The sequence below is a fragment of the Mycobacterium paraintracellulare genome (assembly GCF_000276825.1).
Classification (GTDB): Bacteria; Actinomycetota; Actinomycetes; order Mycobacteriales; family Mycobacteriaceae; genus Mycobacterium; species Mycobacterium intracellulare.
This window is the reverse complement of the sequence record NC_016948.1, coordinates 5,083,673-5,103,437: the sequence shown is the minus strand read 5'-3', so window position 1 is coordinate 5,103,437 and position 19,765 is coordinate 5,083,673. Positions and strand designations below refer to the sequence as shown.

Annotated in this window: 20 protein-coding genes; 14 read left to right on the top strand and 6 right to left on the bottom strand. The window is 70.3% G+C overall.

Features of this window, described 5'->3' with window-relative positions:
• Positions 1–2: 2 nt before the first annotated feature.
• The 7 genes from OCQ_RS23770 (at position 3) to eccE (ending at position 7,051) form a co-directional block, all read left to right on the top strand.
• On the top strand, positions 3–1,493 hold the full coding sequence (locus OCQ_RS23770; protein ID WP_036429551.1) for a PPE family protein: 1,491 nt from the start codon (positions 3–5) through the stop codon (positions 1,491–1,493).
• A 64-nt stretch (positions 1,494–1,557) separates the two neighbouring features.
• Positions 1,558–1,851, top strand: a complete 294-nt coding sequence (esxG, locus tag OCQ_RS23765) for a type VII secretion system protein EsxG (RefSeq protein WP_008261664.1) — start codon at positions 1,558–1,560, stop codon at positions 1,849–1,851.
• A 43-nt stretch (positions 1,852–1,894) separates the two neighbouring features.
• Positions 1,895–2,185 (top strand): WXG100 family type VII secretion target, encoded by a 291-nt coding sequence (locus OCQ_RS23760; protein WP_008261663.1) that lies wholly within the window; start codon positions 1,895–1,897, stop codon positions 2,183–2,185.
• 20 nt (positions 2,186–2,205) lie between these two features.
• Positions 2,206–3,108: an ESX secretion-associated protein EspG gene (locus tag OCQ_RS23755; protein ID WP_008261661.1), complete on the top strand. Its 903-nt coding sequence runs from the start codon at positions 2,206–2,208 to the stop codon at positions 3,106–3,108.
• A 78-nt stretch (positions 3,109–3,186) separates the two neighbouring features.
• The gene (gene eccD / locus OCQ_RS23750) at positions 3,187–4,611 is read left to right on the top strand and encodes a type VII secretion integral membrane protein EccD (RefSeq protein ID WP_085981113.1); all 1,425 of its coding nucleotides are present in this window, start codon (positions 3,187–3,189) and stop codon (positions 4,609–4,611) included.
• Positions 4,608–6,017, top strand: a complete 1,410-nt coding sequence (gene mycP, locus OCQ_RS23745; protein WP_014381361.1) for a type VII secretion-associated serine protease mycosin — start codon at positions 4,608–4,610, stop codon at positions 6,015–6,017. The genes eccD and mycP overlap by 4 nt, the downstream gene beginning before the upstream one ends.
• 2 nt (positions 6,018–6,019) lie before the next feature.
• Complete coding sequence (eccE, locus tag OCQ_RS23740) at positions 6,020–7,051, top strand: type VII secretion protein EccE (protein WP_041785830.1); 1,032 nt, start codon at positions 6,020–6,022, stop codon at positions 7,049–7,051.
• On the opposite strand, the gene OCQ_RS23735 is transcribed toward eccE, so the two are convergent.
• Positions 7,041–8,228, bottom strand: a complete 1,188-nt coding sequence (locus OCQ_RS23735) for an alpha/beta hydrolase family protein (RefSeq protein WP_085978357.1) — start codon at positions 8,226–8,228, stop codon at positions 7,041–7,043. The genes eccE and OCQ_RS23735 overlap by 11 nt on opposite strands.
• Before the next feature lie 176 nt (positions 8,229–8,404).
• On the opposite strand from OCQ_RS23735, the gene OCQ_RS23730 reads away from it, so the two are divergent.
• Positions 8,405–9,184 carry a trans-aconitate 2-methyltransferase gene (locus OCQ_RS23730; RefSeq protein ID WP_009955670.1) on the top strand — a complete coding sequence of 260 codons (780 nt, stop codon included), beginning with the start codon at positions 8,405–8,407 and terminating at the stop codon, positions 9,182–9,184.
• Between the two features lie 28 nt (positions 9,185–9,212).
• On the opposite strand, the gene OCQ_RS23725 is transcribed toward OCQ_RS23730, so the two are convergent.
• Positions 9,213–10,610 carry a sulfatase family protein gene (locus OCQ_RS23725; protein WP_014385962.1) on the bottom strand — a complete coding sequence of 466 codons (1,398 nt, stop codon included), beginning with the start codon at positions 10,608–10,610 and terminating at the stop codon, positions 9,213–9,215.
• A 69-nt stretch (positions 10,611–10,679) separates the two neighbouring features.
• On the bottom strand, positions 10,680–11,348 hold the full coding sequence (bluB, locus tag OCQ_RS23720; protein WP_014381357.1) for a 5,6-dimethylbenzimidazole synthase: 669 nt from the start codon (positions 11,346–11,348) through the stop codon (positions 10,680–10,682).
• 47 nt (positions 11,349–11,395) lie between these two features.
• Here bluB and OCQ_RS23715 point away from each other — a divergent pair, with 47 nt between their 5' ends.
• Positions 11,396–11,680, top strand: a complete 285-nt coding sequence (locus OCQ_RS23715; protein WP_014381356.1) for a hypothetical protein — start codon at positions 11,396–11,398, stop codon at positions 11,678–11,680.
• Here the strand turns inward: OCQ_RS23715 and OCQ_RS23710 are convergent.
• Positions 11,664–12,146: a mitochondrial porin family protein gene (locus OCQ_RS23710; RefSeq protein WP_014385961.1), complete on the bottom strand. Its 483-nt coding sequence runs from the start codon at positions 12,144–12,146 to the stop codon at positions 11,664–11,666. The genes OCQ_RS23715 and OCQ_RS23710 overlap by 17 nt on opposite strands.
• An 80-nt stretch (positions 12,147–12,226) precedes the next feature.
• Here OCQ_RS23710 and OCQ_RS23705 point away from each other — a divergent pair, with 80 nt between their 5' ends.
• Together OCQ_RS23705 and OCQ_RS23700 are read left to right on the top strand one after the other, a co-directional pair.
• Positions 12,227–12,913, top strand: a complete 687-nt coding sequence (locus tag OCQ_RS23705; RefSeq protein WP_041785273.1) for a phosphatase PAP2 family protein — start codon at positions 12,227–12,229, stop codon at positions 12,911–12,913.
• A 55-nt stretch (positions 12,914–12,968) separates the two neighbouring features.
• Positions 12,969–13,628, top strand: a complete 660-nt coding sequence (locus tag OCQ_RS23700; RefSeq protein WP_009955662.1) for a L,D-transpeptidase family protein — start codon at positions 12,969–12,971, stop codon at positions 13,626–13,628.
• A gap of 4 nt (positions 13,629–13,632) precedes the next feature.
• Here OCQ_RS23700 and OCQ_RS23695 read toward each other — a convergent pair whose 3' ends face one another.
• A complete protein-coding gene (locus OCQ_RS23695; protein WP_014383424.1) occupies positions 13,633–14,109 on the bottom strand; it encodes a nuclear transport factor 2 family protein in 477 nt (158 codons plus the stop codon).
• 58 nt (positions 14,110–14,167) lie between these two features.
• Positions 14,168–14,800, bottom strand: a complete 633-nt coding sequence (locus tag OCQ_RS23690) for a TetR/AcrR family transcriptional regulator (protein WP_014385959.1) — start codon at positions 14,798–14,800, stop codon at positions 14,168–14,170.
• Between the two features lie 38 nt (positions 14,801–14,838).
• On the opposite strand from OCQ_RS23690, the gene OCQ_RS23685 reads away from it, so the two are divergent.
• The 3 genes from OCQ_RS23685 to OCQ_RS23675 all read left to right on the top strand — a co-directional run bounded on the left by OCQ_RS23685 (position 14,839) and on the right by OCQ_RS23675 (position 19,735).
• A complete protein-coding gene (locus OCQ_RS23685; protein WP_008261630.1) occupies positions 14,839–16,068 on the top strand; it encodes a hypothetical protein in 1,230 nt (409 codons plus the stop codon).
• 154 nt (positions 16,069–16,222) lie between these two features.
• Positions 16,223–18,211, top strand: coding sequence for an Hsp70 family protein (locus OCQ_RS23680; protein ID WP_014385958.1), 1,989 nt, complete (start codon positions 16,223–16,225; stop codon positions 18,209–18,211).
• 132 nt (positions 18,212–18,343) lie between these two features.
• Positions 18,344–19,735 carry a DUF7159 family protein gene (locus OCQ_RS23675; protein ID WP_041785272.1) on the top strand — a complete coding sequence of 464 codons (1,392 nt, stop codon included), beginning with the start codon at positions 18,344–18,346 and terminating at the stop codon, positions 19,733–19,735.
• The last annotated feature ends 30 nt before the right edge of the window (positions 19,736–19,765 follow it).

Here is a 19,765-nt window from a genome sequence, read left to right as displayed (position 1 = left end):
CGATGACTGCCCCCCTCGCCCCCATCTGGATGGCGTCGCCACCAGAGGTGCATTCGGCGTTGCTGAGCGCCGGTCCGGGACCGGGGCCGCTGTTGGCGGCCGCCGGTGCGTGGACCTCGCTCAGCGCCCAATACGCCACGGCGGCCGGGGAACTCAGTGCGCTGCTGGGGGAGGCGCAGGCGGGCGCGTGGGAAGGGCCGAGCGCCGAGCAGTATGTGGCGGCCCACCTGCCGTACCTGGCCTGGCTGCAGCAGGCCAGCGCCGACAGCGCGGGCGCCGCGGCGCAACAAGAGGTCGCGGCGACGGCGTACACGGCGGCGTTGGCGGCGATGCCGACACTGGGGGAGCTCGCCACCAACCACGCCGTGCACGCGGTGTTGGTGGGGACGAATTTCTTTGGCATCAACACCATTCCGATCGCGGTCAACGAAGCCGACTACGCGCGGATGTGGGTTCAGGCGGCCACCACCATGGGCACCTACCAGGCCGTCTCGGGTTCGGCGCTGGCCGCGGCGCCCCGCACCATGGCCGCGCCGACCATCGTCAATCCCGGGAGCGAGACCAACAACCTCACGTCCAACGCCGCACAGAACACCGGGGACTGGTGGCAGAACTTCATCCAGCAGTTGTCGAAGTTCCTGCAGGACTTCTTCCAGAACATCCAGCAGATGCTGCAGGACTTCTTCTCGAACCTGCCGGCGTTCCTGGCGGCCAACGGACCGCTGCTGTTCTTCATCGCCTACCAGGTGTTCTTCAACGCCGTCGGCTGGCCGACCTGGGGCGCGATCCTGACCGCACCGTTCCTGATTCCGCTGCTGCTGGGGATCGGCCTCAGCTCCCTGCTCACCACGCCGGCCGAGGCCGCGCCGGAGGCGGCGGCCCCGGCCGCGGTGGCCCCCGTGCTGGCGTCGAACAAGCCGTCCATGCTGCCGGCGGTCGCCATGGCGCCGACGGTGGCGACTCCCGCCGCCGCCCCAGCCACCACAGTCGCGGCCGGCACCGGCGCGCCGGCGGCCCCGGCGCCGGCGGCGGCGGCCGGAAACTTGGCCTACGTGGTCGCCTACGGCGCTGACCCGGACACCGGCGTCGGTCCCACCCTGACCGGGCGCGGCGGGGCCAAGGCGCCCGCGGCGACGATCCCGGCGGCCGGCGCGGCGGCACCGGCCCGCGCCGAGGCGCGGGCTCGGCGCAGGCGGCGAGCCGCGCTGCACGACCACGCCGACGAATTCGCGGACATGGAATCCGATTTCGGTGTGCCCCCGGACTACGGCGACGAGGAAGAGCTGGCTGCCGCGGTGGCTTCGGCCCAGGGGGCCGGACCGCTCGGGTTCGCCGGAACCAAGCAGAGGCAGAAGGCGTTTCAGGCGGCGGGATTGACCAAGCTGGCCGACGACGACTTCGGCGGCGGCCCACGGATGCCGATGGTGCCCGGCACGTGGGAGCAGGACGCCGTCAACGGTAGGGGCCCAGCCGAACCGGGGAAGGGGGGATAAGGCAGTCAGCCACATCCAGGTGAACTACTCCAAACCCCAACGGACGCAATAGAAAGGAATCACCATGAGTATGTTGGACGCTCATATCCCGCAGTTGGTTGCCTCGCAGTCGGCGTTCAGCGCCAAGGCCGCGTTGCTGCGCAGCACGATCAGCCAGGCCGAGCAGGAAGCGATGTCGGCGCAGGCCTTCCACCAGGGCGAGTCCTCGGCGGCGTTCCAGGCCGCGCACGCGCGGTTCGTGGAGGTCGCCGCACGGGTCAACACGCTGCTGGATATCGCCCAGGCCAACCTCGGCGACGCCGCCGGCACCTACGTGGCCGCGGACGCGGCGGCCGCCTCCGGTTACACCGCGTTCTGATCCAGCCACCCTTAGACGCCACCAAACCGCGAAAGGACTTCTGATGTCGCAGATCATGTACAACTACCCGGCGATGTTGAGCCACGCCGCCGACATGTCGGGCTACGCCGGCACGATGCAGGGGCTCGGCGCCGACATCTCCGCCGAACAGGCCACGCTGTCCAACGCCTGGCAGGGTGACACCGGTATGACCTACCAGGTGTGGCAGGCCCAGTGGAACCAGGCCATGGAAAGCCTGGTGCGCGCGTACCAGTCGATGGCCAGCACCCACGAGGCCAACACCATGTCGATGCTGGCCCGCGACCAGGCCGAAGCCGCCAAGTGGGGCGGCTAGTTCGTGGCTGAACGAGCCTGATGGAACCAGCTCCCAACGCCGTCGAGCTGACGGTCGACCACGCGTGGTTCATCGCGGAAACGATTGGGGCGGGAAGCTTCCCGTGGGTATTGGCAATCACCTGCCCCTATCGTGATGCCGCGGAACGCAACGCGTTCCTCGACCGTCAGAAGGCGGAGCTCACCCAGATGGGCCTGGTATCGGAAGGCGGGCTCATCAACCCCGCGGTTGCCGAGTGGATCAAAGTGGTGTGTTTTCCCGAGCGGTGGCTCGACCTGCGCTACGTCGGCCCCGCCAAGGACGCCGGTGCGGCCGGCGGCGCCGGCGAGCTACTGCGCGGCATCGTCGCGCAGCGCGCCGGGGCCGGCGGCCGGCCGTCGAGGACGGTGGTCGCGTTGCGCAGCGCGCAGCTGATCACGTTCACCGCCATGGACATCGACGATCCGCGCGCCCTGGTTCCGGTCCTGTGCGTCGGGCTCGCCCAGCGGCAACCGGCTCGGTTCGACGAGTTCAGCATGCCGACCCGGGTGGGCGCCCGCGCCGACGAGCGGCTGCGTTCCGGTGCTCCACTCGCCGAAGTCCTTGACTATCTTGGTATTCCGCAATCGGCGCGTCCTGTGGTGGAGTCGGTGTTCAACGGGTCGCGAAGCTACGTCGAGATCGTCGCCGGCTGCCACCGCGACGGTCGACACTCCACCACCGAGGTGGGTATGAGCATTGTCGACGCAAGCGAGGGCCGGGTCCTGGTCAGCCCGTCCCGCGCGTTCGACGGCGAGTGGGTTTCGACCTTCGCGCCCGGCACCCCGTTCGCGATCGCCGTCGCGATCGAACAATTGACCGCCCAATTGCCCGACGCCGGATGGTTCGCCGAACACCGGCTAGCACGAGACTTTTCGAATTCAACACTGTCCGTCCAACACTGAAAGAAATAGAGAAGAGAGCACGATGTTCCAGGAACGGCCGCAACAATCTTCGAGGGTCCGGTGACGTCCGGAACCGTCATGCCGATCGTCCGCGTGGCAATTCTCGCGGACAGCAGGTTGACGGAAATGGCCCTGCCCGCCGAGCTGCCGCTGCGCGAAATCCTGCCCGCGGTCCAGCGTTTGGTGGTCCCGGCCACCGCGAACGGCGACGGCGAGGACGCCTCCGGCTCGCGCGGCGCCGCCGAGGTCGGTGGCGCGACCCAACTGAGCCTGGCGCCCATCGGTGGCGCGCCGTTCAGTCTGGACGCGAGCCTGGACACGGTCGGCGTCGTCGACGGTGACCTGCTCGCGCTGCAGCCGGTGCCGGCCGGCCCGGCCGCACCCGGAATCGTCGAGGACATCGCCGACGCCGCGATGATTTTCTCCACCTCTCGGCTCAAGCCTTGGGGCACAACGCATATCCAGCGTGGCGCGCTGGCCGCGGCGATCGCCGTGGCCTTCCTGGCGACCGGCCTGTCGGTCACCTACCGCGTCGCCACCGGCGCGCTGTCCGGGCTGGTTGCGGTCAGCGCGGTGGCGGCGCTGACCGCGATCGTCGGCCTGCTCGTCACGGCGCGCTCGGCGCGCACCGGCACGGCGCTGTCGATCGCCGCGCTGGTGCCCATCGCCGCCGCGCTGGTGCTGGCGGTGCCGGGCAGGTTCGGCCCGGCGCAGGTGATGCTGGCCGCGGCCGGGGTCACCGCGTGGTCGCTGATCGCCTTGATGGTGCCTAGCGCCGAACGGGAACGTATCGCCGGATTCTTCACCGCGACGGCGGTGCTGGGCGCCGCGGTGCTGCTGGCCGCCGGAGCCGAATTGCTCTGGCACGTCAAGCTGGTCGCCATCGGCTGCGGACTGATCGTGGCCGCGCTGCTGGTCACCATCGAGGCGGCGCAGATGTCCGCGCTGTGGGCCCGTTTCCCGCTGCCGGTCATCCCGGCGCCCGGGGATCCCACGCCGTCGGCGCCCTCGCTGCAGGTGCTCGAGGACCTGCCCCGCCGGGTCCGGATCAGCGACGCCCACCAGAGCGGATTCATCGCCGCCGCGGTGTTGCTCAGCGTCCTGGGCTCGGTCACGATCGCGCTGCGCCCGGAGACGCTGAGCGGCGCGGGTTGGTACGTGGTCGGGGCGACCGCCGCGGCATCGGTGCTGCGCGCCCGGGTGTGGGATTCGGCCGCCTGCAAGGCATGGCTGCTCGCCCAGCCCTTCCTGGCCGCCGGCGTGCTGCTGGTGATCTACACGGCGACGGGACGCTACGGCGCCGCCCTCGGTGCGGCCGTGGTGCTCCTGGCGCTCGTGGCGGTGTGGATCGTGCTGGCGTTGAACCCGGGAATCGCTGAGCCGGAGAGCTATTCGCTTCCGGTGCGCCGGCTGGTGGGCTTCGCCGCGGCGGGACTCGACGCCTCGCTGATCCCCGTCATGGCGTTCGTGGTCGGGTTGTTCAGCCTGGTGCTCAATCGATGATTCGATCGGCATCAGCCTGCTTCGCGGCGGTGTTGGCCCTGTTGCCGGCCACCGCGACGTGGACGAGTCCGCCGGCTTTCGCGATCAGCCCGCCGACCGTCGATCCCGGCGTCCCCCCACCGAGCGGGGCGCCGGGGCCGGTGCAGCCGATGGAGCAGCGCGGACCGTGCGTGACGTCCGGGGTCATCCCGGGCAGCGATCCGGGCGCCCCCACGCCCAGCCAGTCGGCGCTGAATCTGCCTGCGGCATGGCAGTTCTCGCGTGGCGACGGTCAGCTGGTCGCCGTCCTCGACACCGGGGTGCGGCCGGGTCCGCGGCTGCCCAATGTCGAGCCGGGCGGCGACTTCGTCGAGGCCACCGACGGCCTGACCGACTGCGACGGACACGGCACGCTGGTCGCCGGGATCATCGCCGGCCAGCCGTCGCCGGACGACGGGTTCTCGGGCGTGGCCCCCGCGGCGCGGGTGGTGTCGATCAGGACGTCGTCGGCCAGGTTCTCCCCCCGCACGCCGGGCGGCGACCCGCTGATGGCGCGGGTGTCGACCGAGGTCACGACCCTCGCCCGGGCCATCGTGCACGCGGCCGACCTCGGCGCCCGGGTCATCGACGTCGGCTCGGCCACCTGCCTGCCCGTCGACCGCCCCGTCGACCAGGCCGCCCTCGGCGCCGCCGTGCGCTACGCGGCGGTGGACAAGGACGCGGTGATCGTGGCCGCCGCGGGCAACAGCGGACCGACCGGATCGTTCGCCGGTGGGACGTCGTGCGAATCCAACCCGCTCACCGACCTGAGCCGTCCGAACGATCCGCGCAACTGGGCCGGCGTCACCTCCGTGTCCATCCCGTCGTTGTGGCAGCCCTACGTGCTTTCGGTGGCGTCGCTGACCCCGGAGGGCCAGCCGTCGAAATTCACCGTGGCGGGCCCGTGGGTGGGTGTCGCGGCGCCGGGCGAGCGCATCGTGTCGGTGGGCAACGGTGACGGCGCGGGCCTGGCGAACGGCCTGCCCGACGACCATCAGCAACTGGTCGCCCTCAAGGGCACCAGCTACGCGGCCGGTTACGTCGCCGGCGTCGCGGCGCTGGTGCGCAGCAAGTATCCCGATCTGTCCGCCACCGCGGTGACGCATCGCATCACCGCGACCGCGCACAACGGCGCCCGCGACCCGTCCAACGTGGTCGGCGCCGGCAGCGTGGACCCGGTGGCCGCGCTGACCTGGCAGTTGCCCGCCGGCGACCAGCCGAGCGGGGCGGCGGCCAAGCAGGTCGCTCTGCCTCCGGCCCCGGCGCCCGAGAACACCACACCGCGGACCGTCGCGGTGGTCGGCACCGCCGTGCTGGCCGTGCTGGTCGCCGTGGCCGGCGCGGTCACCACCATCGCCGCACGCCGTCGAAAGGACCCCACCCCGTGAAGATGTCGATACCTACCCCCGGGAGCGGGCGAATCACGTTGGCGCTCTTGGCCATTGTGCCCGCGGTTATGGCCTACCCGTGGCGATCGCCACGAGACTACTGGCTGCTCGGCATCGCGGCGGCCGTCGTGATCGTGCTGTTCGGCTGGTGGGGTGGCCTGTATTTCACCACCTTGGTGCGCCGCCGCCTGGCGATCATCGGGCGCGCCAACGCGTTCACCCCGCAGCCCCCCGCCACGGCGACCACCGCCCTGGTCCGGGTGGGCGCACCGGAGGACGACTCCGATGTGCTGCCGCTGCCGCTGATCGCCGGCTACCTGGACCGCTACGGCATCCGGGCGGACAAGATCCGGATCACCAGCCGGGACAACGCCTCCGACGCGTCGCGGCGCGAGACCTGGATCGGGCTCACCGTGTCGGCGCCGGAGAACCTGGCCGCGCTGCGGGCCCGCTCGCCGCGGATCCCGCTGCAGGAGACCGCCCAGGTCGCGGCGCGGCGCCTGGCCGACCACCTCCGCGAGATCGGATGGGAAGCGACCGCCGTCGCACCCGACGACGTTCCCCGGCTGTTGACGTCCAACCCCCGCGAGCGGTGGCGCGGCGTGCAGCGCGGCGCATCGGATTACATTGCGGCATACCAGATCCGGGTGGATGAGGCCTTGCCGGAGACGTTGGACGCCATCCGGTCACATGCGGCCCGCGAGACCTGCACCGCGTTGGAGATCGCCGGCGACAAGGCCCACCCCACCGTCGCGGTGGCGTGCGCGTTCCAGACCGACACCCCGCCGGAGCGCACGGCGCCGCTGGACGGGCTGACCCCGCAGCGCGGGAACCACCTGCCCGCACTGACGGCGCTGGACCTGTTGTCGACGGCGCGGCTGGACGGACACACGACCGCGCCCGCGGGCCTGCTCGCCCAGCTGCACTGGCCCACCCTGGTCGGCGGGGCCCATCGGGCGTCGTCGGCCGGCGGCCCGGAAACCAACTCGGCAACCACCGAGACCACCGACACCCTCGAGGCCGCTAGAACATGACCTCCTGCAGGAACGCGGTCATCCGGCGCAGGTAGTCCAACTGGCTCACGTGCAACACGTGGCTGCCCGGAAACCAGTGCAGCGCACAGTGATCCCAGTGCCGCCATAGCTTGACGGCGTGGTCCGGCGGCGCCATCCGGTCGCCGAGGCCGGTGATGATCATCCGGCGGTCCCGGCCGACCAGCGGCGGGTAACTGAGCGGGCAGTGGTACGCCATGCCGGCGCTCAACGCCTCGTGGCTGATATCGGAGAGGCGCAGGCCCATCCGCACCAGCTTGTTGGCCGGGAACCATTCGTCGAACAGCGTCGCGGGAGTGACGACCGGGCAGTTGGGGATGGCGGCCTCGAGCCGATCGTCGGCGGAGGCCACCAGCGCCGAGGTGTAGCCACCCAGCGAGATGCCGGTGAGCGCGATCCGGTCGACACCGGTGTGGCGCAGGTAGTCGATGATGGAACGAAAGTCGTGCACGGCCTGGGCCATCGCCTCGGCGAAACCGCTGAGACCGCCGGCGAAATAGCCGAAACCGCTGAAGGGCGAGAACTTTTCGGCCCGCTTGCCGTGAAAGGGCAGCGTGTACATCAACACGTCGTAGCCCGCCCGGTAGTACCAGGGCAGCGAGAAGAACCGCCCGTTGGCCAGATACCACGACCCCATGAAGCCGTGGATGACGCACAGCGTGGGCCGCGGCCCGTCGTCGTGGCGCCAGTGCTGCGCGCGCACCATGTTGTTGGATCCCCACGCGCTCCAGCGCGCGCGCATCGCGGGGTTGATCGCGGTGAAGCTGCTGGGGAACGCGATGTTGTCGACCGTGCCGCGCGCGACCCACTCCGCCAGCGGGCTGGCGCGACGCGAGGTCACCCGCGGCAACTCGGTGGGCGCCGGAAAGGACCGCGCGGGATCTCCCGCCGCCCCCAGCTCGGCGTAGAAGTCGAGGTTGCTCCGCTCGGTCGAGGCATCGGATTGCCGCAGGGCGCCCGCGACCACGAACGGTGTCACCGTGGTGGTGAGCAGCGAGGCCACCCAGGTGCGCAGGGCCAGATCACCGAGGGCCGATGCCTCGACTACCATTCGCTGACGGGGCGACAACGCCGAGTGGGGGGGTAATCCGCCGGCGCCGGCCGGCACATCGGCGCCGGGAACGTCTGGAACGGGGACCGGCGGGTCGATCGGATCCATGTCGGGCGCCACGAACGCCGATGGTAGCCGGACGGGCTCGCGCTTCCAGGATGTTCGACCGGTTTCGGTCGCTACGGTCTTATCCCGGGACCACGGCGGTGATGCCGGTGCACCATAGGGGTAATACGGTTTGCTATCAGCCGGCTAGCGACGGCGCGTTGATCAGGAGGACCGACATGTGGGACCCGGACGTCTACCTGGCCTTTGCCGATCACCGCGGCCGGCCCTTCTACGATCTGCTGTCGCGGGTGGGCGCCGAGCGGGCGCGCCGCGTCGTCGATCTCGGTTGCGGGCCCGGACACCTGACGACATACCTGGGCCGGCGCTGGCCGGACGCGGTGATCGAGGCGATGGACAGCTCCCCGGAGATGGTGGCCGCCGCCAAGGAGCGCGGCATCGACGCCGTCACCGGCGACCTGCGCGACTGGAAGCCCCAGCCCGACACCGACGTGGTGGTCAGCAACGCGGCCCTGCACTGGGTGCCCGAGCATGCCGACCTGTTGCTGCGGTGGGCGGGCGAGCTGGCGCCCGGATCGTGGATCGGGGTGCAGATGCCGGGCAACTTCGAGTCCCCGTCCTACGCGGCGGTGCGGGCGCTGGCCCGCCGTGAGCCGTATGCGAAGTTGTTGCGCGACATACCGTTTCGCGTCGGTGCGGTGGTGCAGCCGCCCGCGCACTATGCCAACCTGCTGCTGGACGCGGGATGCCGGGTCGACGTCTGGGAGACCACGTATCTGCATCAGCTGACCGGCGAGCATCCGGTGCTGGAGTGGATCACCGGCACGGCGCTGGTCCCGGTGCGCGAGCGGCTCGACGACGACACCTGGCAGCAGTTCCGCGAGGAGTTGATTCCGCTGCTGTCCGACGCCTATCCGGCGCGCTCAGACGGCTCGACGATCTTCCCGTTCCGGCGGGTCTTCGTCGTCGCCGTGGTGGGCGGCGCGGGCCGCGCGTAGCGGGTCGCCACCATCGGACCAGCCGCGACTATCGCTGCGCGGGCTTGCCTTCTTCGATGCCCCGGTCGGCGGCGATGGCCGACCGCGGGGTCGGCTTGGCGCCGTGATGGATCTGCAGGTACGTCTCGGTGTACCGCGCGGCGATGCGGGTGCCGGCGAACTCCGAGGGGATGACGTCGCCGGTGCGCTGGCGCCAATCATGCAGCAGGACAGCGAGATCGGCCGCGACGTCCTCGACGTCCGCGCCGTCGTCGGCCAGCAGGTTGGTGGTTTCGGTGGGATCGGCGCGCAGATCGTAGAGCTCCCGCTCGGACCGCGGCGCCGTGACGAGCGGGGCCACGGCCACCCCCGACGGGCTTTCCTCGATGTCCCAGGGCAGATCCAGCAGCGGCCGCGACGCGTAGTTCTCGATGTAGCTGTAGTCCTTGGTGCGGATCGCGCGAATCGGATCGAACGAGTCGTGATAGGTCTTCATCGTGTACACCTCGTCGCGCACCGGCGTGGCGGGCGGGTCCGCCTCCAGCAGGACGCCCGCGTGCGACACACCGTCGACGTCGGCGGGGGCGTCGATTCCCAACAGCCCCAACAGCGTTGGCACCAGGTCGACGGCGCTGAACAGCTCGTCGTAGACGCGTGGCGTCACACCCCGGTCAGTGGGTGGCCGGATGATCATGCCGATGCCGGTTCCCGCGTCGTACAGCGTGGATTTCGCGCGAGGGAACGCCGGGCCGTGGTCGGTGAAGAACACCACCCAGGTGGTGGCGTCTAATCCCGTGTCCGCCAGCGTGTCCAGCAACCGCCCGACGGCGGCGTCGGCCGCGCTGATCGCCCCGTAGAAGGCGGCCAGGTCGCCACGCACCTCGGGGGTGTCGGGCAGGTAGTCGGGCAGCTCGACGTCGGCGCCCTCGGCCGGGGTGTATCGGTCCTCGGGGTAGGGGCGGTGCGTCTCGAAAAACCCGGCGGTCAACAAAAAGGGTTGTCCCACCAGGCCATCGGCGCTTTGCCGCAACCATTCGTCGGCCTTGTCGGCGACGTAGTCGCAGTAGGAGTTCGATACGTCGAACTCGTCGAAACCCAGCCGCTTAGGGTAGGACGTCTCGTGCTGCATGCCGAAAAGCGCTGAATACCAACCCGATTCGGACAGGATTTGGGGGAGTGTGCGGATTCCGCTGCGGTATTCCCAGCCGTGGTGCGCCAGGCCGATGAGGCCGTTGGATTGCGGATAGCGTCCGGTGAACAGCGACCCGCGCGACGGCGAGCACAGCGGCGCGGTGGCGTGCGCCCGGGTGAACAGGATGCCCTCGGCCGCAAGGCGGTCCATTCGCGGGCTCGACACGTCCGGGTGCCCGTAGACGCCGAGGTAGCGGCCCAGGTCGTGCCAGTGCACGATCAGCACGTTGTCCTTGCCCGGCGTCAATTGCGTCACCTCTCACCTTGCCCCGCGACCGGCGACGATACCGCAACGTGCTGCGGCGATCCCCGCCGCGTCGGCTCGTCAGGCGGACGGGAGGCGCCCCCACCGGTTCTCGCAGACGAACTCCGACAGCGGCCGCGCCACGGCCCAGCCGTCCAGTTCGAGGGCCGGGCGATCGGGGAATTCGGGCACCGGCCCCAGGCACAGGATGGCCACCGGCTCCGCCCCGTCCGGCATGTCGAGCAGCGAGGCCAACCGTTGCGGATCGAAGAGCGACACCCAGCCCATGCCGAGCCCTTCGGATCGCGCTGCCAGCCACAGGTTCTGGATGGCGCACGACACCGACGCCAGGTCCATCTGCGGCAGGGTGCGCCGCCCGAACACGTGCTTGTCGCGGTCGTCGCCCAGCGCCACCACCAACAGTTCGGCGCAATCGAGGATGCCCTCCACCTTGAGCGCCAGGAATTCGTCGCCCCGCTCGCCCAGCGCGGCGGCCGTGCGCGGGCGTTCCTCGTCGACGAGTGCGTGGATGCGGCGCCGCAGCGCATCGTCGGTGATCCGGATGAAGCGCCACGGCTGCATCAGCCCGACGCTGGGCGCGGCGTGCGCGGCCTGCAGCAGGCGTGCCAGCAGCTCCTCGTCCACCACCGCGCCGGGAACGAACCGGCGCATGTCACGGCGTTCGGAGATGACGCGATAGACGGCGCGCCGCTCCTGCGGGCTGAATGCCTGATCGGTCACGTCAGCCATCGTAGGAAATCCGCATTAGCGTGGACGTGTCCCGAAGGGAGTGTCCCGTGAAGCCTTCCGATGTCCTCGAGCAACTGGCCGCCGATCCCGCCGCCGGCCGCGGCTATGGCGAGCCCTACCAGACCCCCGACGGCACCACCGTCATCGTGGTCGCCAAACCGCTGGGGGTCTTCGCCATCCGCGACGGCCGGGCCACCTGGACGCCGGCCGTGGACGCGAATCGCATCGCCCTGATCGGGGTGGTCACCGGCCTGCTGGCCGGGGTGATCGGCAGCCTGGCGGTGCTGCGGCAGCCGCCGTGGCCGCGGATCACGATCAGGGACTATAGGTAACGCCAACCGCGCGGAAGACGTATTCCGGCGGCATGTCGAACGCCAGCGACCGCCGCGGCAGGGTGTCGAGCACCTCGGCCGGGATGGCGACCTTGTAGTGCAGCGACAACTCGCCGCTGAACTTTTGGTCGACCGCGGAGACATCGACGTCGACCTGCAGGCCCGTCGACGAGATCTCCACGTTCGCGGCGCCGGTCTGCGGCGCGTCCCAGCGCACGCTGACGGTCGGGCCGGCCAGCCGGGGCAGCATCGACAGCGTTGCCAGCACCCGCTCCGAGGTCAAGGCCAGCGACCCCGTGTAGCTGGCGACGCCGTGCGGCAACCGCACCCCGGGGATGGTGCCGCTGAAACGCCGGGTCACCGCGACGTAATCGGCAAGGTAGATAAGGCCTTCCGATTCGACCTGGGCGTGCAGCTCGTCGGGCAGCTTGCCGATGCCGAACAACCTGCGGACAAAGACGGCCATACCGCCAGTATGACCGCGCGGCGCGACTCCGTGGGGCGGGCGCACGGCCGCCGCCGCGGCCGTGCTGGTATCGGTGGGTGATGACCCGCCCGAGGACGCCGTTGGCCGCCGGGATCGCCGCGCTGGCCGCGGCGGTGTACGCGCTCATGTGGGTGGGCTACCGCCAGCACTGGGCGTGGCTGTACCGCGTGGACTGGTCCCTGCTGGACGGGGCGCGGGCGCTGGCGATCAAGCACCCGTCGTGGCTGCGGTTCGCCGAATCGGTGTCGTTCGTGCTGGGACCGGGCGCGCTGGCCGTGCTGGGGATCTCCGTGACGGTGCTCGCCCTGGTGATGCGCCAACTGCGGGCCGCGCTGGTGCTGGTGCTGGCGTGCGCGCCGTGCAACGAGTTCGCGACGGCGGCGGTCAAGGCGCTGGCCGACCGCCCGCGGCCGCCGACCATGCTGGTCCCGGCGGCCGCCACCTCGTTTCCGTCCGGTCATGCGCTCGAGGCGACCGCCGGGCTGCTCGCGATGCTGTCGTTCGCGCTGCCGATGATGAACGTGGCGGTGCAGCGCATCGCGGTCGCCGCGGTGGCGGTGGCGCTGCCGGCGGTCGGCCTCTCCCGGGTGGCGCTGAACGTGCATTACCCGTCCGACGTACTGGCCGGCTGGTCGCTGGGATACCTGTATTTCCTGGTGTGCCTCTGGGTTTTTCGTCCCCCCGCCCCGACCGTCCGAGCTAAAGCCCTGCGGCGGTGGGCATTTGGTCACGGCGCGGTGACCTAACCGGGGCTAAAGCTTTACTTGACCGCGAGGATGCGCGGGTCTGACGATGGAGTGCATGCACCGACTGCTCACGTCACTGTGCGCTGCGGCGTGCGTGATTTTCGCCTCGGTGGTGCTCGCGCCGATCGGCGCGGCTGCCGGCGCTCCCTGGTTCGCGAACGCGGTCGGCAATGCGACACAGGTGGTTTCGGTGGTGAGCACCGGCGGCTCGAACGCGACTATGGAGGTCTTCCAGCGCACCGGCACCGGCTGGCAGTCGCTGCGTTCCGGCATTCCCACCCACGTCGGTTCGGCGGGGATGGCGCCGCAGGCCAAGAGCGGCGTCCCGGCCACTCCGATGGGCGTCTACACCCTGGACTCCGCCTTCGGCACCGCGCCGAATCCCGGCACCGGGCTGCCCTACACCCAGATCACCGGGGGAAACTACTGGTGGAGCGGCGACGACCACAGCGCCACCTTCAACTCGATGCAGGTGTGCCAGAAGGCCCAGTGCCCGTTCAACACGGCCGAGAGCGAGAACCTGCAGATTCCGCAGTACAAGCACGCGGTCGTGATGGGCGTCAACAAGAACAAGACCCCGGGCGGGGGCGCCGCGTTCTTCTTCCACACCACCGACGGCAAGCCCACCGAGGGGTGCGTGGCCGTCGACGACGCTCAGCTGGTGTCGATCATGAAGTGGCTGCGGCCCGGCGCCGTCATCGCCATCACGAAGTAGCGCCTCAGTCGGTGGCGATGGCGCGACCGGGTTTGAGCGTGAAGTTCATGCCCTCCAAAGACATTGTGGCGTCATAGGTTCGGTCGTAACCGGTGCCGCTGATCTTCCACCCGGCCTCGGTGCGGCGGTAGGTGTCGCGGTAGAAGGCCGCCCCGATCAACATGAAGTTCAGGTCGGACACCATGACCCGGTCCTGCAGATACCAACTGCCCGTTGCGGTGTCGCCGGTGACGGTGATGTCCGGATGGGTCACCCGGTGCTCGGTGATGACGTTCGCGGGCAGCGACGTTCGCATGTACTCCACCAACTCGGCGCGGTTGGTGAAGTGCAGCTCGTTGCCGATCGACGGCCCGTAATCGGCCTTGATGTCCTCGGCCAGGGTGTCGGCGAAGTCATCCCAATGCTTGGTGTCCAGCGCGCGCAGATACCGGTATTTGACTTGCTTGATCGCTTCGATATCGGCGAGATCGTCGAGGGTCATCAGGTCATTGCAGCACACGCTGGTGCGCCGTCCGCGTTCGCATCGAAGAGCCGGCGGGTCACGTGTCGTGGTGGGCGAGGTAGGAGGTGACCATGTCGATCAGGGCACGCCGTTCCAGGCTCCAATCGATGGCCGTGCCCGTGACCATCTGCGCCAGCACCACACCGCGCAGCGTGGCCCAAATGACCTCGGCCACACCGGCATGCGCGGGTTCGGTGGTGATCAACCGCCCCAGCTGGCCGATCGCGGCGTTCATGTCGAGAAGGTGGCGCCGCGACGACGGGTCCGGGCCGCCGCGGGTCTCGCGCAGGATTTCGAAGGCGGCCATCGACGTCGGGCTGCTGTAGCAGCCCCACGCGCTGTCGACGACGACCTCGATGCGTTCCCGCAGCGGCAGCTCGCTGACGTCGGCCGACGACAGGCTGTCCACCAGGCGGGCCACGCCGTCGTCCACGACGGCCATCAGCAGGCCGTTGCGGTCCCCGAAGTGGTACTGGATGACCCCCCAGGTCACGCCGGCGCGTTCGGCCACGTGCTTGGCGGTGGCGGCGGAAAACCCCTCCTCCACGATGCAGCGGACCGTCTCATCGATGATCTTCGCCCGGGTGTCATCGCCGCGCTTGCGGGGCGCGGTGGTACGCCGAGTGGGCCCGACGGGGCGACCGGGCGGCTGGCCGGCAACGATGGACATTGTTGACTTTATAACATAGCCGAGTCTATTTTTGGGGCGTGAGCAGCCCCTCGCGATACGCGCAACTGTCCCGTGACGAACTCGTCGTCCTGGTTCCCGAACTGCTGCTGATCGGACAGCTGATCGACCGGTCGGGGATGGCCTGGTGCATCTCCTCGTTCGGCCGCGACGAGATGGTCCAGATCGCCATCGAGGAATGGGCGGGCGCCAGCCCGATCTACACCCGGCGCATGCAGAAAGCGCTGAACTACGAGGGCGACGACGTGCCCACGATTTTCAAGGGCCTGCAGCTCGATATCGGTGCGCCACCGCAATTCATGGATTTCCGCTACACCGTCCACGACCGTTGGCACGGCGAATTCCAGCTGGACCACTGCGGCGCCCTGCTCGACGTGGAGCCGATGGGCGAACAGTACGTCTTCGGGATGTGCCACACCATCGAGGACCCGACCTTTGACGCCACCGCGATCGCGACCAACCCGCGCGCGCAGGTGCGCCCCATCCACCGCCCGCCGCGAACGCCGGCGGACCGGCATCCGCACTGCGCGTGGACCGTCATCATCGACGAGTCCTACCCCGAGGCGCAGGCCATCCCGGCCCTGGAGGTCGTCAGCCAAACCCGCGCCGCGACATGGGAACTCGACCCCATCGATCGCTCGGACGAGGGGCAGGCGGACTACTCGGGCCCGTTGCTGTCCGACTTCGACTTCGCCGCCTTCTCGCATTCGGCGCTGGTCCGGATGGCCGACGAGGTGTGCCTGCAGATGCACCTGCTGTATCTGTCGTTCGCGATCGCGGTGGCCGCGCGTGCCGCCGGCGACGACGAATCCCTCGGCGTGTGCACCCGCGGCCTGATCGGCATCGCGGGCGTGGCCGCCGAACGCATTCACCGCGCGCTGAAGCTTCCGGGCGGGGCCGAAGGCGTCCTGCGGGTGCTCGAGCTGCACCCGCTGCTGAACCCCGCGGGCTACGTTGTCGCCGAGACGGAGTCGAACCGGCTGCACGTCCGCCCGTCGCCGGCGCACGACGACCGTGCCTGGATCTCGTTGTGCTCCCCGGAATCCGTGCAGCCGCTGCAGGCGATCGCCACCGCGGTGGATCCGCGCATCGAGGTTCGACTTAGCGGAACCGCCACCGACTGGACCGCCGAACTGGTTGAAACCGACTCGCCCACCGAGGAACTGCCAGAGGTTTCGGTGGTCCGGGTCAGCGGCGGATCGACCTTCCAGTTCGAGCCCAGGCGTTCGCTGCCGCTGACGGTGTTGTAACGAAAAGCTACTTGTCAAGGGGTTTTCGGTACCGCTTCGGTGACGCAAGTGCATCGAGCGGATACCAATGACATTGCGAAGCATCGGCTTTGGGCGTGTCCGAGGCTATGGTTAACGCTGGCCACCGACCCCTATAGACGAAGGTTTTCGCTCTATGTACGACCCACTTGGGTTGTCGATCGGGACCACGAACCTGGTCGCTGCGCGTAATGGAAGCCCACCGGTTAACCGCCGCTGCGTGCTCACCCTTTATCCGCACTGTGCACCGAAAATTGGTGTGCCCGAAGAGAATCCGCCGCTAGCCGAACCCGGCGTGCCGATGAGAAACTTCGTCGAGCGCATCGGGGACTCGGTCGCGCTGGTGTCGCCCGACGGTTCCGCGCATGATCCGGAGCTGCTGACGGTGGAGGCCCTGGACGCGATGGTGCTCGCCGCCGGCGCCGATGCGGCGGCTTCGGAGATCTCCATCGCCGTTCCCGCGCACTGGAAACCGAGCACGGTGCAAGCGCTGCGCGACGCCCTGCGGACGCATGTGGGGTTCGTCCGAAGCGGAATGGCGCCCCGCCTGGTCTCGGACGCGATCGCGTCGCTGACCGCGGTGAAATCCGAGCTCGGCCTGCCCGACGACGGCATCGTCGGGCTGCTCGACTTCGGCGGCAGCGGCACGTCAGCCACCCTGGTGAACATTGCCGGTGACTTCGAACTCGTCAGCGCCACAATGCGCTACACCGCGTTGTCCGGCGACGAGATCGACCAGGAATTGCAGCTGCGCGCCTTCGAGGAGCTGGGCCACGGCAGCGGCCTGGACCCCGGCAGCACCGCCGGTGTCGGGCAGCTCGGCGAACTCAGGGAACAGTGCCGCGCGGCCAAGGAACGCCTTTCGGTCGACATGGCCACCGACATCGTCGCCGAGCTGGGCGGGCGCAGTTGCAGCCTGACGGTGACGCAGGACGACCTCGAAGAGCTGATCCAGGATCGGCTGACTGGCTTCATCTATGCCTTCGACGACATGCTGGTGCGCTACCGCAAGAGCTGGTCGGACCTCGCGGCGGTGGTCACGGTCGGTGGCGGGGCACGCATTCCGCTTGTGACCGAACGACTTTCGATGCACGGGCGCACGCCGATCCTGACGCCGTCGCAGCCGGCCTTCGCGGCGGCCTGCGGCGCGCTGATCCTGGCCTCCCGCGGGGGCGAGCTGGATCTGCGGACCCGCACGTCGATCGGGCTGCTCGCGACGGCCGACGCCGCCGGCGACGTCGTGGACCTGGGCGCCGGCGACGTGCTGGTGATCGACGACGAGGCGCTCACGGATCGCGAACTGGCGTGGTCGCAGACCGACGACCCCGGCGACCTGCGGATGCGATTCGGCGGCGAAACCTACGACGAAGACGGTCCGGCCGGCTGGTCGATGCGGCTCAACGTCATCGACCCACCCCGGGAACGGCGGCCCTGGCGGCGCCTTCGGATCTCCCAGCTGATCATCGGGATGTCCGCGGTGGTCGCCATGACCGCGGTCGGCGGCGTGGCCTACACGCTGACCGGGATCGAGAACCGTCAGGCCCCGCCGGCGCCGTCGGTCGCGCCGCCGCCCGCGCCGTCCGTCAAGCCTGCGGCGCCGGCTCCGGCCGCCCCGCCGCCGCCCACCGCCGTGCCCCCACCCCCGCCGCCGAGCGCGCAACCCGTCCCAAGTCCTGCGCCGCCGCCGCCCGAACCCCCGCCGTCGCCGGCACCGCCACCGCCTCCGGTCTTGGTGACCACGGCGCCGCCGGCGCCGGTCTACACCCCGCGGCACACGGCACCACCGACGACGACCGCGCCGCCGCAGCCGACGGTCACCACTACGGCCCCGCCGTCACCGACGGCCACGACGACGTCGCCGCCTCCGCCCACGAGTGAGGAGCCCGTCACCACCAGCACCACGACCACGGTGCCCATGACGACGGAGTGGATCCACGTCCCGCTGCTGCCGGTGCCGATACCGATCCAGGTTCCGCAGAAGCAGGCCCCGGCGACCCCCCAGTACCCGCAGTACTCGCCGCAGTACCCGTCGAACGAGTATCCGCAGTACCAGCCGTATCCGGGGAATGAGTATCCGCAGTATCCGGGAAGTTCGCAGAATCCCTACTGGGGCCCGGGTTATTAGCGTCGGTCCTGCTTAGGCGGTCCATCTGCGCGGCCATGCGCGCGCGGGTAACGTTTGTGTCACCAAGTTCGGATGGGGTTTCCCCGTCATGCCCTCGCTCGGGGGGCGTTCGAAAGACCTTGGAGGCGTTACGTGGACATCGTGCTTGGGGTGTCGATAGCTCCCGGGACGGTCCGCCTGGTAGCGATCGAAGGCCAAGACGCCGACGGTGTGACCGTCGAACAAGAAGAGTTCGAGGTGGGTGCCGCCGGCAATGCGGTCGATCGGGTGATCGACGCGATCGGCGGCACCCGCGAAGGAGTGGTCGAGGGCGGCCACCGGTTGAGCTCCACCGGGGTCACCTGGACGAACCCCGCCGACGTCGCCGCCCTGCGGGCGGCCATCAACGCCAGCGATCTCGGCGACGTGATGATGGTCGCGCCCTTGCTGGCTGCGGCCGCGCTGGCGCAGACGGTCGGCGACGCGCTGGCCTACGAGCGCATCGCGATGCTGTTCGTGGAGACCGCCAGCGCGACGCTGGCCGTGGTCGAGGTCGGCGACGGTTCCATCGTCGACCTGCACCGGCGCCGGATCACCGGCACCGCGGCGCCCGCCGAGCTGGCGACGATGGTCGCCGGTCTGGACGCGGGCGGGTCCGCGGCGGACGGCGTGTTCATCGTCGGCTGCGGCGCCGACATCGTTGCGCTGAAACCCGCGATCGAGGCGGCCACCTCGCTGCGGGTGACCGGACCCGAGGAGCCGGACATGGCGCTGGCCCGCGGGGCCGCGCTGGCCTCGGCGAACGCGCCGCTGTTCGCGTCGTCGACCGCGGCCCTGGCCTACGCCCTGGACCCGGGCACCGGGGAATTCGGCCCTTTGGCCGTCGGTCCGAGCCACCTCGACCTGTGGGGCGACGCCGGCACGGGCACCGGTTTCCGCGCGTACAGCGCCCTGGCCGACGACGCCGAGGAAGACGAAGACCAGCGGCCTCCGCGCCGGAGCCGCGCCATGCTGCTCGCCGGCAGCGCCCTGGGCGGCATCGCCGCCGTGATCGCCGGGGTCGTGCTGGTGACGCTGACGGCGGATCAGCCGACCGGTGAGGGGCACAACGCCGGCGTCAGCGTTGCCACCCCCGGCATCCAGCTGCCGGCCGCGCCGCCCAGCACCCCGCCCCAAGCGCAGCCGCCCGCCCCGAGCACGTCCCCGCCGGCGCCCGCGCCCACCGCCGAGGTGGCCGCCCCCGCGCCCGCGCCCGCCCCGATCGCGCAGCAACCCGCGCCGCAGACCACGGCCACGTCGGCGCCCCCGGCGCCCGTCCGTCGCGCCCCGACCCGCCAAACGCCGCAGTACGTGCCCCAACCGGTAGAGCAGGCGGCCCCCCCGCCGGCCGCGCCTGCCCCCGCGCCCCCGCCGGTCGCACCGCCGCCGCCGCCACCGGCCGCGCCGCCGCCGCCCAGGCCCGCGCCGGTGACCATGTACCTGCACTTCCCGTTCGTCACCGTGCCGATCCCGATCACCCCGCCGGCGCCGCCCCCGGCCCCCTAGCACGTGGCACACGCGCGGAGTTGAGCGCAC